Origin of the sequence: Vaginisenegalia massiliensis (assembly GCF_900604935.1) — a bacterium.
In the GTDB taxonomy this organism is placed as follows: domain Bacteria; phylum Bacillota; class Bacilli; order Lactobacillales; family Aerococcaceae; genus Vaginisenegalia; species Vaginisenegalia massiliensis.
This window is the reverse complement of sequence record NZ_UWPC01000001.1, coordinates 98,170-113,149: the sequence shown is the minus strand read 5'-3', so window position 1 is coordinate 113,149 and position 14,980 is coordinate 98,170. Positions and strand designations below refer to the sequence as shown.

General features: G+C 38.2%; 13 protein-coding genes and 1 pseudogene. 9 read left to right on the top strand and 5 right to left on the bottom strand.

Annotated elements, in window-relative coordinates:
* Nucleotides 1-60: 60 nt before the first annotated feature.
* Nucleotides 61-1,170: a zinc-binding dehydrogenase gene (locus tag EIH20_RS00475; protein ID WP_124057388.1), complete on the top strand. Its 1,110-nt coding sequence runs from the start codon at nucleotides 61-63 to the stop codon at nucleotides 1,168-1,170.
* Nucleotides 1,171-1,181: 11 nt separating this feature from the next.
* Nucleotides 1,182-2,009 (top strand): S-formylglutathione hydrolase, encoded by an 828-nt coding sequence (gene fghA / locus EIH20_RS00470; RefSeq protein ID WP_124057387.1) that lies wholly within the window; start codon nucleotides 1,182-1,184, stop codon nucleotides 2,007-2,009.
* A gap of 167 nt (nucleotides 2,010-2,176) precedes the next feature.
* On the opposite strand, the gene EIH20_RS00465 is transcribed toward fghA, so the two are convergent.
* On the bottom strand, nucleotides 2,177-3,307 hold the full coding sequence (locus EIH20_RS00465) for an ammonium transporter (protein ID WP_124057386.1): 1,131 nt from the start codon (nucleotides 3,305-3,307) through the stop codon (nucleotides 2,177-2,179).
* A 135-nt stretch (nucleotides 3,308-3,442) separates the two neighbouring features.
* Here EIH20_RS00465 and EIH20_RS00460 point away from each other — a divergent pair, with 135 nt between their 5' ends.
* The 3 genes from EIH20_RS00460 (at nucleotide 3,443) to EIH20_RS00450 (ending at nucleotide 6,146) form a co-directional block, all read left to right on the top strand.
* Complete coding sequence (locus tag EIH20_RS00460) at nucleotides 3,443-4,561, top strand: NAD(P)/FAD-dependent oxidoreductase (protein WP_124057385.1); 1,119 nt, start codon at nucleotides 3,443-3,445, stop codon at nucleotides 4,559-4,561.
* A 190-nt stretch (nucleotides 4,562-4,751) separates the two neighbouring features.
* Complete coding sequence (locus tag EIH20_RS00455) at nucleotides 4,752-5,417, top strand: SatD family protein (protein WP_124057384.1); 666 nt, start codon at nucleotides 4,752-4,754, stop codon at nucleotides 5,415-5,417.
* Complete coding sequence (locus tag EIH20_RS00450; RefSeq protein WP_124057383.1) at nucleotides 5,418-6,146, top strand: DUF3307 domain-containing protein; 729 nt, start codon at nucleotides 5,418-5,420, stop codon at nucleotides 6,144-6,146.
* An 82-nt stretch (nucleotides 6,147-6,228) separates the two neighbouring features.
* Here the strand turns inward: EIH20_RS00450 and EIH20_RS00445 are convergent, their stop codons facing one another.
* Entirely contained in the window at nucleotides 6,229-7,677 is a 1,449-nt protein-coding gene (locus tag EIH20_RS00445; protein ID WP_206424081.1) for a phospholipase D family protein, read from the bottom strand.
* A 180-nt stretch (nucleotides 7,678-7,857) separates the two neighbouring features.
* On the opposite strand from EIH20_RS00445, the gene EIH20_RS00440 reads away from it, so the two are divergent.
* The 4 genes from EIH20_RS00440 to EIH20_RS00430 all read left to right on the top strand — a co-directional run bounded on the left by EIH20_RS00440 (nucleotide 7,858) and on the right by EIH20_RS00430 (nucleotide 10,353).
* A complete protein-coding gene (locus tag EIH20_RS00440; protein ID WP_124057382.1) occupies nucleotides 7,858-9,039 on the top strand; it encodes an amidohydrolase in 1,182 nt (393 codons plus the stop codon).
* Between the two features lie 204 nt (nucleotides 9,040-9,243).
* Nucleotides 9,244-9,408 carry a hypothetical protein gene (locus EIH20_RS08515; RefSeq protein ID WP_164470827.1) on the top strand — a complete coding sequence of 55 codons (165 nt, stop codon included), beginning with the start codon at nucleotides 9,244-9,246 and terminating at the stop codon, nucleotides 9,406-9,408.
* A gap of 39 nt (nucleotides 9,409-9,447) precedes the next feature.
* On the top strand, nucleotides 9,448-9,783 hold the full coding sequence (locus EIH20_RS00435; protein WP_124057381.1) for a hypothetical protein: 336 nt from the start codon (nucleotides 9,448-9,450) through the stop codon (nucleotides 9,781-9,783).
* 171 nt (nucleotides 9,784-9,954) lie between these two features.
* Nucleotides 9,955-10,353, top strand: coding sequence for a hypothetical protein (locus EIH20_RS00430; protein WP_124057380.1), 399 nt, complete (start codon nucleotides 9,955-9,957; stop codon nucleotides 10,351-10,353).
* A gap of 343 nt (nucleotides 10,354-10,696) precedes the next feature.
* Here the strand turns inward: EIH20_RS00430 and EIH20_RS08775 are convergent, their stop codons facing one another.
* The 3 genes and pseudogenes from EIH20_RS08775 to adhE form a co-directional block, all read right to left on the bottom strand.
* The gene (locus EIH20_RS08775; RefSeq protein ID WP_338133170.1) at nucleotides 10,697-10,846 is read right to left on the bottom strand and encodes a hypothetical protein; all 150 of its coding nucleotides are present in this window, start codon (nucleotides 10,844-10,846) and stop codon (nucleotides 10,697-10,699) included.
* A gap of 219 nt (nucleotides 10,847-11,065) precedes the next feature.
* Nucleotides 11,066-11,986 (bottom strand): annotated as a pseudogene (locus EIH20_RS00425) (lyase family protein); the annotation flags it as partial.
* A gap of 225 nt (nucleotides 11,987-12,211) precedes the next feature.
* Complete coding sequence (gene adhE, locus EIH20_RS00420; protein WP_124057379.1) at nucleotides 12,212-14,845, bottom strand: bifunctional acetaldehyde-CoA/alcohol dehydrogenase; 2,634 nt, start codon at nucleotides 14,843-14,845, stop codon at nucleotides 12,212-12,214.
* Between the last annotated feature and the right edge of the window lie 135 nt (nucleotides 14,846-14,980).

Here is a 14,980-nt window from a genome sequence, read left to right as displayed (position 1 = left end):
TTTGCGCCTTCAAAGGGTCTATGAGATGATTAGCTCAAGAAGATTAAAGGAGGATGTCAAATGAAATGTAAAGCAGCGGTTGCCTTTGAACCTGGAAAACCATTGAGCATTGTTGAGATTGATGTTGAGGATCCTAAAGAACACGAAGTCATGGTTCATATTGACTTTACTTCAGTGTGTCATACCGATGTTTATACCTTATCAGGTAACGATCCTTCAGGTATTTTCCCTTGTATCTTGGGTCATGAAGCTACAGGAACAGTCGTAAAAATTGGACCCAAAGTGACTAATGTTGAAGTCGGCGATAAAGTTGTCCCTTTGTGGAAACCCGAATGTGGCGAATGTGAATTTTGTAAAAAGGGACTAAATTTCTGTAGTGCTATTAGCCAGACCCAAGCTAAAGGCGTCATGCCAGATGGAACACCTCGTTTTTCTTACCAAGGTAAACCAATTTACCATTTTATGGGTACTTCAACCTTTAGTGAATATACGGTCTTAGCTGATATCTCTTTTGCTAAAATCCCTGAAGGAGTTGAAGCGGACAAAGCAGCACTCTTAGGGTGTGGTGTGACGACAGGTCTAGGTGCAGTTCGTCACGATGCTCAGTTTAAAGAAGGGTCTACGGCAGCGGTTTTTGGTGTTGGAACCTTAGGCTTGGCCGCTATTCAAATGTTAAAAAATATGAAGGCATCACGCATCATTGCGATTGATATTAATGATGAAAAAGAAGCCTTTGCACGCAAATTTGGTGCGACCGATTTTATTAACTCAGCTAAAATTGATCAACCGATTCAAGAATATATTGTCGAATTAACCGATGGAGGAGTTGACTATAGTTTTGTCTGTGTCGGCCATACCCCAACGATGAATGCGGGGCTTGAGTGTACCCATAAAGGCTGGGGACAAAGTATTATCATGGGTGTAGCAGCTGGTAATGAAAAAATTGGCACACGGCCATTCCAATTAATTACTGGTCGAACATGGAAGGGTTCTTCCTTCGGGGGTGTCCAAGGGCGTACTGGCTTACCTAAAATTATGGAAGAATTTAAGGCAGGTAAGATTGATTTAGATCCTTTCATTACTCACCGATTTAGCATTGATCAGATCAACGAAGCAATTGAACTTCAAGAAAAAGGTCAATCATTGCGAGATATTTTAGTTTTTGATTAGGAGGCAGGGCCTTGTTAGAACGAATTGATCAACATAAAGTTTTTGGCGGTCAACAGTTGCGATACCGTCATCGCTCTCAATGCCTAAGTTGTGAAATGACTTTTTCTTTATTTTTGCCGGAAAATAAAAACAACCGGCCAACACCTTTAGTATTGTGGTTATCCGGTTTAACCTGTGATGATCAAAACTTTTCAACTAAGTCCGGCTTTCAAAAGATGGCCAATCAATTGGGCTTAGCGGTGGCTATTCCTGATACTTCCCCTCGAGGCGAACATGTTGCAGATAGCTCAGACTGGGATTTAGGTCAAGGTGCAGGATTCTACTTAAATGCGAGTCAAGAACCTTGGAAGCGCAATTACCAGATGTATGATTACATCAGCCAAGAGCTGAGCCAACTCGTTCCAGTATTAGTCCCAGAGTTCAATGGTAAAGAAGCCATTATGGGACATTCGATGGGTGGCTACGGAGCTCTATTACTTGGATTAAAAAAACCTGAACGATTTCAATCGATTTCGGCTTTTGCTCCTATTACTCAAGCTAGTCAGGTTGCTTGGGGACAAAAAGCATTTTCAGCTTATTTAGGAACCGATCAAACAAGTTGGCGTGATTGGGACTTAGTTCATTTAATTAGTCAAACTAAACAAAGTCCGCCAATTAAGATTACCCAAGGTTTGGCCGATGACTTTTATCCAAAACAGTTACAAGCGGATCAATTCCTAGAGGCTAGTCACCATCTACCTCTTGAATATCAGTTAGTTGAAGGCTATGATCATTCATACTATATGATAGCCAGTTTTATTGATGAGCATTTGAAGTTTCATGCTAGCCATCTTCAGTAATTTGTAATCGTGTTTCATTTAAGTCAGTTTACCGTGGTTGATATAGTTTACGTTACAATATACCAAAAGCCGAATGTCATGTATGTCTAGGACTTACGTAACATTCGGCTTTTATTTGATTTCTTTAATTGCTTGATTTAGAGTTAATGCCTTAATTTGTTATGAACTTAGAATGATTTTGCTTCCTTTATCTTTGGCTGTCTTAAAATGACTATAGCAAGAAGATAGGTTATAACCAACGATAATAAGCAGGTAACGAAGATGCCAAGGAGTTGGATAAGGAATAAAGACCATGAAGCAGTCACCTGTAAATGCGGATTAATGTCCTTTATGGCAAAGAAAGCAGGAGCTAAGCTCCCAAGTGCACCGCCAATGCCATTCATTCCAAAAGAATCCACCGCATCATAAATCTTTCTTGATTGAAGCCATTGTCTTAAAATTACAGCCACCATCCAAGATACCAAAAAAGAAGTGATGAATTGGGCTAGTGGAGTGACAGATCCTATTCCCGCTGTGGAGGAAACTAAGCCACAGACCATTCCGTTTAAGAGAGCGCTTAGTTCAAGGTTTCCATTTTTCTGACGAGTCTGAGCTAGCCCCCATCCTAAGCCTCCACCTACGATGGCTAAAAAGGTATTGATCAAAACGATAGCAGTTTGTCGATTCCATTGTCCTACGGGTCCAGCGTTAAATCCAAACCAACCAAAACAAATCAAAAACACTGCTAAATATAATAAAGAGGAGTTTGCAGTCTCGTCTGAAGTCTGATTATCAAGAGTAGGGGGTAAGAAAGAGGCCAATACATACGCTGATAAGCCTGCTGAAAGATGGACCACTAATCCTCCTGAGAAGTCAACGAGCCCAAGTTGGTTAAGCCAACCTTGAGGGTGCCAAACCCAACGTGCTAAAGGAGCATAGACAAATAAGATCCAACCTGCAACAATTAACGCTAAATGCGACAATCGCATCCGATCAATGACAGATCCAATTAGCATAACGACTGCATAGAGCATAAAACACATTTGAAATAAAATATTGAGAAGCGTATCAGCTTTTAAATGGTGAAGCTTTGGAGAGAATAAAAAGGTCATATCTAAAGAATTGATTATTGAATGCGTCCCACCACATGCTATGCCATTACCCATACCTAACCATACGAGAATAGCTACTAAAAGAGCTAGACTAAAGCGGGTAAGAATGGCTTCGGATTTCCTTTGGGGGAGAATAGCTACATAAAACAATCCAACAGCCCCAATCATCAACCACATTGAAATAATACATGTAAAAATAAAGTCCATAAAGGCATCCTTTCGTATCTATAAATTGTCATGTTAGAGACAGTATGATAGTATTTGTTAATAGTAACCATTACATAATATATTATTTGTTCAGTAATGTAAAACTAACTGACTGTATAGAAAAAGGATGATTTCTTGAAACTTGATATCGTTATTATCGGCGCTGGAGCAGCTGGGATTGGGTTGGCCAGTTACTTAAAAGCTCAACAAATTAATCAATTTGTCGTTTTAGAAAAAGGCGAAATCGGACAAAATTTTATTAATTGGCCAGCAGAAACGCGTTTGATTACACCGTCATTTACTTCAAATGGTTTTGGTATACCAGATTTAAATGCCGTAACCCCAACAACTTCTCCTGCTTTTACTCTCGGTAAAGAAAGGTTATCAGGTCGCGAGTTTGCTGACTATCTTTCATGTGTTGCCCATAGTTATGAACTACCAATATTATGTCATACAGAAGTTTACCATTTGGAAAAAGTGGATGATTGGTATTATTTGCAGACAAATAATGGCTGCATTCAAGCACGCTATGTTATTTTAGCCTTAGGTGAGTTTGATCAACCCTCTCTTTCTCAAATAAAAGGGGGAGAATTAGGCTTACACTATGGTCAAATTACTTCATTTGGCGGATTAGTTGGGTCTGATTTTTGTATCATTGGTGGAAATGAGAGCGGAATGGATGCAGCCTTGAATTTAGCTTCAAAAGGCGGGGCGGTCGATTTATTTACCGAGCATTCTGGTTTATCTGCTCCTGAAGCAGATCCCTCGATTCGTTTATCTCCTTATACGCGCCAAAGATATCAGCAAGCACTTGATCGAGGGGCAAAAATTAGTATTCACGAGAATTATCTACTTAAGGAAATTAAGCAAAAAGGGGATCAATTTCAATTAATATTTGACAATGAACAAGAATTTCTTTGTTCTAATCCTCCTATTCTTGCAACTGGTTTTGATTCAGCCGTGTTTAAGCTAGCTCCTCAATTTTTTAATAAAAACGCAGATGGTTTGCCAGAGGTTAACATGTATGACGAATCAACGATAGCTTCAAACATCTTTTTGGCAGGTCCTAGCTTACGCCAACCGGGTGCTATTTTCTGTTACATTTATAAATTTAGACAACGTTTTGCTCCCTTAATTGGTGAAATTGCTCGACGTGAATCTTGGACATTGGATCCAAATATTGAAGCTCTTTATCGCCAGAATATGATGTATTTAGATGATTTAACTTGCTGTCAGGTCGCTTGTGATTGTTAATTATTTTTGAATTTAGATAAATGCACTTATTCCATTAAATAGGAATAAGTTTAAGATATTCCATTAAATAGGAATAAGTTTAAGATATTCCATTAAATAGGAATAAGTTTAAGATATTCCATTAAATAGGAATATCTTTCTTGTTATTTGACTAGAAAAAGGTATAATTTGAGGGGAAGGAGGTAGCTAAATGACTCAACCAATCAATCAATACTTGGTCGTTATGGCCGATATCAAAGATTCACGTCAATTAGCTGACCGGGATGGTGTCCAAAATCATCTTATTCAACTAATTAAAGAATTAAATAAAAATTATGATAAGGCCTGTATTTCACCACTCACCCTAGTTATGGGCGATAGTTTTCAAGGATTGTTTCAGTTGAATCTGAAATTAGATGAATTCTTATTTGACTTAATTCTAGGACTCTATCCGGTAAAATTAAGAATTGGTCTAGGAATTGGCTCTTTAAGTACGCAAATTTCTCCAGATGATAGCCATTTGAATGATGGACCAGCTTATCATAATGCCAAAGCCATGATTGAGCAATTAGAACAAAGTGAAAATCAAAATGGCCGTTATCAGACCAATTTAGCCTTAAAATCGGATCAAGCTAAAAGAGATGAGCTCGTGAATGCGATATTTGCTACAGCCTATCCCATTCAAGAATCTTGGACTGACCGCCAAGTCGAAATTATGAAATGTTTTCGTGCTAATGATGAGAATCAACGAAAGACAGCTGAAGCAATGAATCTTCTACAACCGGCTATCAGTAAATCGCTTAAAGCTTCGCACTATTATGAAATCCAATATGCCTTTAAAGTCCTTGCTCAAAATTTTAAAGAGGAGGGCAGGTAAATGATTGTTAATTTATGCTTATCATTTCTTTTGTGGCATGTGTTGGCTGATTATTATTTGCAATCGGATAAAATAGCGAGTAAAACACACGTAAATCAATTGGTTCAGCACTTAGTGATAGTAGGTAGCGTGTATCTGCTTGGAACTTATGCGCTCTTTAAGGGATCCGTGTTGCTTTTAGCTCTAGAAATATGGCTTCTTCATTGTCTCATTGATGGAATGAAATATTATTTAAGCCGAACTAAAGTCGAGAATCAAGCTAAGGCATATTTAGGCGACCAGTTGTGTCATTTGGCTAGCTTAGGTTTGGTGTTTATCCAAGCTAGCCACGGTAAGATAGCCATTGACTTTCAAGCATGGTGGAAAGGATTCTTAGCGATCGTGACTATACCCATGGATAGCTTACTTAAGTATTTGATTTTCTTTCTAATTCTAGGAGAGCCGGCCAGTATCACGGTCAAAAAATTACTTGAAGACTTTCAACCACAAGATAAAAGCCAAGATCAAGGCAAGGCTAATGCAGGCGCCTTTATCGGAATTTTAGAGCGGTTAATTATGGGCTTGCTCTTGTTAGCCAATCAATACGCGGCTATTGGTTTTGTTCTGACAGCTAAGTCTATCGCACGTTATGACAAGATGACAAAAAGCCATCAATTTGCAGAATATTATTTGTTAGGCACATTAGTGAGTAGCCTGATGGTCTTGGTAACTTATTATCTCTTATTCTAATAGGATGCAATTCAATAAGATAAGCCCGCTTTTCTCATCTGGATTAACAGAAAAGAAGAGCGGGGTTTTATATGGTGTATAGCTAGAAAGTAGATAGACCAGACCATTCTTGCAAACGGTAGAGGGCGGTTTTCCACCAAGAATCTTCTGCATAAGTTTGATAAGCAACTGTGTATTGGCCGTCTTCATTGGTCCAAATGCGACGGTAATAGGTCAGGATTTCCTGCATGGTTTTCTGAGAAGACTTGCCAACCAAATAGACATCAGTTTCTAAGTTTAAATCTGCTAGATTCCGTTGGGTAAAGTTGGCTGAACCCCCAATAACTTCAACTTGTTCGGCGGATTCTTTAATCATAAATTTGGCATGGTATTGTTCACCATGGCTCTGATACCAACGAATTTGGATATTAGGACTAGCTTGGCTAAGTTCATGTGCAACTGGACGATTAGGAATGCCCATTTTTTTCTTGCCAAAGGCATCTTGGTTAATATCAAGAATGAGTTGAATCTGAACTTTCCTATTAGCGGCCTCTTTTAAGGCTTGGATGATATCTCGATCGGACAAATAGAATAAGCCAAGGTGGAGCTTGTCGCCTGTTCTGGATGATTGAATACATTGAAGGAGGCGTTCTTTAATTTTTCCTTCGCTAATTAAGCCAACTTGTAAAGCAGATTGCGTTTGATCTTTCTTCTTATCAGGTATTTGGGGGCTTAATTTTATTGATTGAGTATCTAAGCCGGCGTCTTTTATGACGGCTAGTTCGGATTGCAATAAATCCTTTAGAATGGGTCCCTTAAGTTTAAAAGCAATATTCGAATGATAGGCACTGCCATCATGGGGATTGGCAGATGTTATCAAAGCCTCCTGTTCGTTTGCTAAGGTTTTGCGATGATTGGCTTTGAAATTCAAGAGTTGAAGATAGGAAAGGAAGTTGACTTTAGGACCGTCAGTCCGGAAAGCATTGGGTAAAAAGCCCGCATTCGATTGACCAAACCAAGCAAAATAAGACCGATATAAGCCGGCATAGAGTGGATTAGAATCCCGTAGGGCACTAAGATTGGTTTCTACAACCGTAATACCTGCATCTTTCAAGGCTTGAATATGTTTAGGTGTGTAGGTTCCATAGAAGCTATTAATCGGATCGGTAATAAAGTAAATTGGAATGCCACTAGCTTGTTTTTTAGCAATTAATTTATCGGTCATTGTTTGTGCAACTGCAGGAAATTGCTGTGTTTGATGATCATAATCGTCATTAAATAAGAACATGTCGATGATAAGATAGTCTTGTGCCTGATTAATCATCTGATAAGCTTCTTTCATAATTTCTTGTTTGTGGGTAAGACGACCCTCTTTCGTTTCATAAGTTAAATCATGAAGAAAATCTACTTGGTCTACTGGGTATAAAGGACTTTTCATCGAGTATTGTTCAGGCATGGGTTTTAAGCGGTGGTACATGCCGACAACCGCTGGGACGAGCACTAGCAGCCCAATCAAAGTCCATTTGGCTGACCGATGTTTACGTTTATTCACACTTTCACTCCTCAAAAGTCAATCATTATCTGTTTAATTATAGCGTTTACATGGGGATAGTGACAAGCTAAAGCATCCCAAAACCAATCCTAAGGGGTCCTTCTTGCATCGATTTCTAGCTATAAGTTAGAATGAAGTATCGAAACCATTGTTGAAGGCAATTAGAAATGAGGAATCATCATGACATTAAATAAATTGTTTCAATTATTAGACCAGAAACAAGAAGCTATGGTCGCTGATCGTCGCTGGTTACATCAACATCCAGAGTTATCCTTTGAAGAAAAGGAGACCAGTCGGTATATTTTGGCTCATTATCAAGGAAAGGATGTTCAAATTCAAAGCCAAGTCGGTGGCTATGGGATAAAAGTCACTATCGATACGGGAAAACCGGGTAAAACTTTGGCTTTACGGGCTGATTTCGATGCCTTACCTATCCAGGAAGAAACCCAATTAGCTTTCCAATCAGTCAATCCAGGTGTCATGCACGCTTGTGGGCACGATGCTCATACCGCTTATTTAATGACTTTGGCCGACTGCTTAATCGAAATAAAAGATCAGTTAAGTGGCAAAATTGTTATCATCCATCAACCAGCAGAAGAGATGCCTCCAGGTGGAGCTATTCAGATGATTCGGGACGGAGTCCTTGACGGTGTTGATCATGTCATCGGCTGTCATGTGATGAGCCAAATGCCATTTGGTGGCATCTTCTATCATAGTGGGCCTACGCAACAAGCTCGGGCAAAATTTGTCATAAAGATTCAAGGAAAGGGTGGCCATGGATCGTCTCCCCACGAAGCCAATGATGCTATCCTAATTGCTAGTCAGTTAGTCGTTAACTTACAAAGCATCATTTCTCGCCGTTTAAATCCGATGGAATCGGGCGTGGTGACTATTGGTTCCTTTGATGGAAAAGGACAATTCAATATCATTAAAGATGCAGTGACCCTAGAAGGAGACGTGCGGGCAATGTCCAATCAGGCCCGCCAATTAATCGAACAAGAAATTCGAACGATCTGTGCAGGTATGGCTCAAACTTATCAGTGCCAAATTGAGGTAGATTATCAAAACGATTATCCAGTCTTAATCAATGATAACCCATTAACGGAATTGGTACGACAAGCAGTGACTAATGCGAATATACCGCAAGTGAATCAAATCGCCGATTGTGGTCCTCAAAGTCCGTCCGAAGACTTTGCTTATTATTCGCAAGAGCGGCCATCATGCTTTTTCTACATTGGCGCCAGTCCACAAGAACAAGCTTATCCACATCACCACCCGAAATTTGATATCAATGAGGATTCGATGCTTATCGCAGCCAAAGCCATGGGAGCGGCTACCTTGCGATACTTAATGGGAGAGTAGGGGAAAGATAGAATTTGTTTGACAAGTAACAAAAGCTTTTGCTCATTTGGTGAGTGAAAGCTTTTTTAATAGGTATGACAGATGTTCTAAACATTTATATTTCCGTCATAAATGATTAAATTTAATCAAAGAAAGTTCGTTTCTTATTAGCAATATTCCGTTATAATAATCTTATTAGAAAATAAAGGACAAAGAGAGAATGCTATGCGAGTGAACATAACTGAATCAACCAAGAAAAAATTTGCTAAATACTTACTTATTACCTTGTTAACCATTGTCACGATTCAAGCAACATGTCATTTTACTTATAAATATATGTTGCGTTACTCGCTGTACTATTGCGAGAATTTAAAAGTAGAGGAGGATTAATTTCCAGAAATTGTCTTATTAAGAGAGAACTACTACAATTTGCCTTTTGATATACAAGAAATATATTTTGAAGGCAATGATTATGAGGATTATGGACTTATTTTTTATAATGGTATGGGTGTCAGCCAATTTAATGACAGAGAAATTTCATTCGATGGATACAATAGATCATTTTGGCTTCGAGGTAACGGTAAGTTGTATTCTATATGTAATAATTATGTTGAAATTGATGATGAAATTTCAGAAAATGATATCAAATTAGCAAAAAAGGAAGTAGAAAATTTCATAAAACCAGCTAAAGATTCACTTGGTAAACCTCTGATTAATCTGCAGTGGTTATTTGACATGAAGTATAAAGATCGATTTGAAAAATAATTTAGTTATGAGGGATTTATTATGTCATCATATATTGATATTCAAACGCGAACCTCTCGCATGGAACAAAAGACGAAATGAAGGTTCAAATACGCTAAATGGGGAATATTAGGGTTCATTGTATATATTTTCTATAATCTTAATGCCTATTCCTTATATTACTGTCAACATATGCCACATAATAAAGATGTTGAACCAACAATGTTTTTACTATCTACTGATATTACATATTACCCTGAAAATCAAGTCAGTGTTGAGGGATTAGATGGAATATTTATTAATCTTGAAGATGGAGGATTTTGGTATAATTTTGGAACGTTTCGTTTTTTTTATAAAGATTTAGAATATCAGTTCAATAAAACAGGATATATTGAATATTTAACAAATGAAGATCAGTTTAGAGAACCAATTAAAGCTTTTCAAAAAGATAAATGGCAAAAACGAATGTTAGCAGAGTATCATAAGTTAACAGATAAAATCATTAAGGAGCACTTTGTTACGCCTAAAGTAAATTTGCAAGTTCTGTATAATATATACTTCAAAATTTGGTTGACCTGCAAGTTCATTTAAGATAACGATGTTCAGAAGAGATTGAGGAAAAATTGAGATACAGAAAGTAAAAAGGGCAATCTGCTTGGGTTGCCCTAAATCTTCTATAATTGTTTTATGGTGTAACGGAGTACTTCCCATCTCAAGTAGCCATCCAGTCGAATAATAATTGAACTATACATTTTAGAATTAAATGCCAATGTGCGAATTATTATTTTATATATGGGTTTACATAATATACATTATAATTATTTTGCTTGAAGAAGTGATTCATTCGAACATACTTTAAAGTGTCCGAATTTATGATCCACTTTATAAGTATAAAAATTATACCGCCATGTATTTTAACATGACGGCATTTGTTTTAAATCATTTTGGTGGTCTCTAACCATTGATCTACTTGTTCTGATGTGGCATAGTCAAGTTTTAATGTAGCTTCTTTTAGGCTTGTATTTTCCTTATGGGCTAGTTTAGCAATTTCGGCTGCTTTTTCATAACCAATATGTGGCGTCATCGCTGTGACTAACATCAATGAATTGTTTAATAAATGATTCATCCGCTCTTGGTTGACGGTCAATCCTTGCAAACAATGGATTCTAAAGGAATTCATGACATCAGTTAATATACCAATGGATTGCATCATATTATGGATAATAACTGGCTTATAGACGTTTAATTGGAAATTACCTTGGCTGGCAGCAAATTGGATGGTTGTATCATTGCCCATAACTTGTGCGACAACCATGGTTAAGGCTTCGGCTTGAGTTGGATTGACTTTTCCAGGCATGATGGATGATCCAGGCTCATTACTTGGGATAATGAGTTCTCCTAAGCCACAGCGTGGACCAGAAGCTAACCAACGAATATCATTTGCAATTTTCATTAAATCAGCTGCCAAAGCACGAATCGCACCATGAGTATAGGTGATCGGTTGATGACTGGTTAATGCGAAAAACTTATTTTCATCGGACTGAAATTTTATTCCCAATCTTTTGCTCAATTCTGCACAAACTTTATCACCAAATTCAGTTGATGCGTTTATTCCAGTACCTACAGCTGTTCCTCCCACAGCTAATTGCAATAAGCTTTGACTGGCTGTTTCAATGGATTGATAGCTATTTTTAATCATATGTAACCATCCACTGACTTCTTGGCCAAAAGTTAAAGGAGTGGCATCTTGTAAATGGGTACGCCCTATTTTTAAGGTATGTTCATATTGATCGCTTAAACTAGATAGTTGTGTCATCCACTGATTTAATTCGGGTAATAAATCACGTTGAATAGCTATATAAGCTGCCATATTCATAGCGGTTGGAAAAATATCATTCGAACTTTGTGAACGATTCACATGATCGTTAGGATGGATATTTAATCCATTTTGGCTAGCTATGTGGGCAATCACTTCATTCACGTTCATATTGGTTTGGGTACCTGATCCTGTTTGCCATAAACATAATGGAAATTGTTCTTGATAGTCTTCATAGTGATTAAGCAGTTGATCACAGGCTTGGGTAATGGCCTGGCTTTCTTCAACTGTTAATTTCTCTTCTTCAAGGTTAACAACGGCGCAAGCGCGTTTGCTTTCAATTAAAGCTTTAATTAATTCGGATGGCATGATTTCATGACCAATTTTGAAATTTTGCAAACTGCGTTGGGTTTGGGCACCTCAAAGCTTGTTTTCTTCGACTTGGATTTCGCCCATTGAATCTTTTTCAATCCGATACAAGTTGATGACCTCCTAGATAAATACGGAATGATACCGTTTTCTTGTTACTATTCTAGAATAGGATTTGCAAAGCCATCTGTCAACTATAAATCAAAAAACCTAGAATCATCATAGAGAATGATCCTAGGTAAAAGGGTTTGCTATAAAGAATGATTAATGATATTCACCTGGTTTAACATCGTATCCATAATAAGCATTACGGAGGATTTGTGCCATATCTTCCACCATAGCTAAACGTGGATTGACTGGTGAACACTGATCTTCATAAGCCAAGTAAGCAATTTCTTCTACATTGGCCATAAAGTCGGCCTCATCAACACCTTGAGCTTGTAAACTCATGTGAATACCTACTTTTTGACCTAATTCAAAGACCGCTTGAGCTAAGTTGATGACCGCTTCTTCTTTGGTGTCGGCTTTAAGACCTAGCAAGCGAGCGATATCTTGATATTTTTCATCGGCTTTGTAATAGTTGTATTTTGGCCAAGTTGATGTTTTGGCTGGACGAGTCCCGTTATAGCGAATGACATATGGTAAAAGTATCGCGTTGGTTCGTCCATGGACTGTATGATAGTAGCCCCCTACTTTATGAGCCATGGAGTGTGAAATACCTAAGAAGGCATTTGCAAAGGCCATACCTGCCATCGTAGATGCATTATGCATTTTTTCACGAGCTTCTGGGTCAGCTTCCTTGACCGATTTCTCTAAGTATTCGAAGACTAATTTAATGGCTTGTAAGGCTAAACCATCAGTATAATCGTTGGCCATAGTTGATACATAAGCTTCGATGGCGTGGGTTAAAACGTCCATACCCGTGTCGGCTGTTACAAAATCCGGCACTGTCATAACCAAAGCTGGATCGACAATAGCAATGGTAGGAGTTAAGGAATAATCAGCTAAAGGATATTTGCGATTATTCTTTTTATCGGAAATAACAGCAAATGGTGTCACTTCTGATCCTGTTCCTGAAGTTGTTGGGATACCTACGTATTTAGCTTTTTGGCCAAGTTCTGGGAATTTGAAGGCCCTTTTACGAATATCCATGAATTTTTGCACCAAGTCACGGAAATCAATTTGAGGTTGTTCGTAGAACATCCACATGACTTTAGCAGCATCCATTACGGATCCTCCACCTAAAGCGATGATTGTATCAGGAGCGAATGATTTCATCACTTCTGCCCCCCGTTCAACCGTTGTAATGTCTGGATCCGGTTCAACATCGGAGAAGACTTGGTAGATAACCTCATTGCGACGGAGTAAGAGTTGTTCGATGACACGATTTAAGAATCCTAATTTAACCATAGCTTGGTCCGTTACAATCATGACTTTTTTGACATCTTTCATTTTTTGTAAGTATTGGATGGAATCGCGTTCGAAGTAGATTTTTGAAGGTACTTTAAACCATTGCATATTGTTTCTCCGTCTCCCTACTTTTTTAATATTCAACAGATTCATGGCACTCACATTGTTTCCAACTGAGTTGCGACCGTATGAACCACAACCTAAAGTTAATGAAGGAATGAATGCGTTATAAACATCGCCTATACCGCCAAAAGTAGAAGGTGAATTCCAAATTACCCGAATAGCACGAATTTTACTACCAAACTCTTTAGCTAAAGTTTCGTCGGCTGTATGAATGGCAGCTGAGTGACCAAGGCCATTAAATTCAACCATTTGGCGCGCTAATTCAATTCCTTCTTCTCTAGATGTAGATTTTAGGACAGCAATGACCGGTGACAATTTTTCGCGAGTTAAAGGTTCTTTCTCACCTACTTCAGCTACCTCAGCTGCTAAAATATTTGTATTTTCAGGTACGGTAAAGCCTGCTTGTTGAGCAATCCAAACTGCTGATTTACCAACGATATTTGGATTTAGACGAGCACCACCACAATTGCGGCTGTTGGCTTTAGCACCAAAACAAAATTCTTCAAGTAAGGCTTTCTCTTTCTTATTTACAAAATAAGTATGATAAGACTTGAATTCATCTTTAAATTGATCATATATTTCTTGGTCTACGATAACTGCTTGTTCGGAGGCACAAACCATACCATTATCAAATGATTTACTCATGACAATATCGTGAGCCGCTTGGCGAACGTTAGCTGATTTTTCGATATAAGCAGGTACGTTGCCGGCTCCTACACCAAGAGCTGGCTTACCGCATGAATAAGCTGCTTTTACCATGGCATTGCCACCGGTGGCTAAAATTGTAGCGATTCCATCATGATTCATTAAAGCGTTGGTAGCCTCCATTGATCCTTCAGTAATCCATTGAATACAATTTTCTGGAGCACCAGCAGCTACAGCTGCATCATATACCACTTTAGCTGCGTGAGCGGATGACTCTTGAGCAGATGGATGGAAGGAAAAGATAATTGGGTTACGAGTTTTAAGAGCAATGAGTGATTTGAATATCGCTGTAGAAGTTGGGTTGGTTGTTGGTGTAATACCACAAATAACGCCAACTGGTTCAGCAATTAAGGTTAAACCAGTAACGGGATCTTCTGAAATAATTCCTACTGTCTTTTGATGACGCATATTGTTGACCACGTGTTCGCAAGCAAACAAGTTTTTAGTCGCTTTATCTTCAAATACTCCACGTCCAGTTTCTTCGATAGCATGTTTAGCTAACGTTCCATGTTGGTCTAGAGCTGCAACCGATGCTTTGGCAACGATATAATCTACTTGCTCTTGATTTAACAATCTAAAGTCTTCTAAGGCTTTTAAGCCCTTTTCTACTAAATCATTTACATGTACTTGAGCGGCACTTAAATCGATATTATCAACCATTTTATGGCCTCCTTAATTTTGTTTCTCTTTGACAAAAACTATGATACAGCTTTCACAAACATTTGTAAATAGACATTGTTAATTATTTCACGAAAACTTTCATAAAATTTACCTGTATATTTTCTTTTTAAGTCA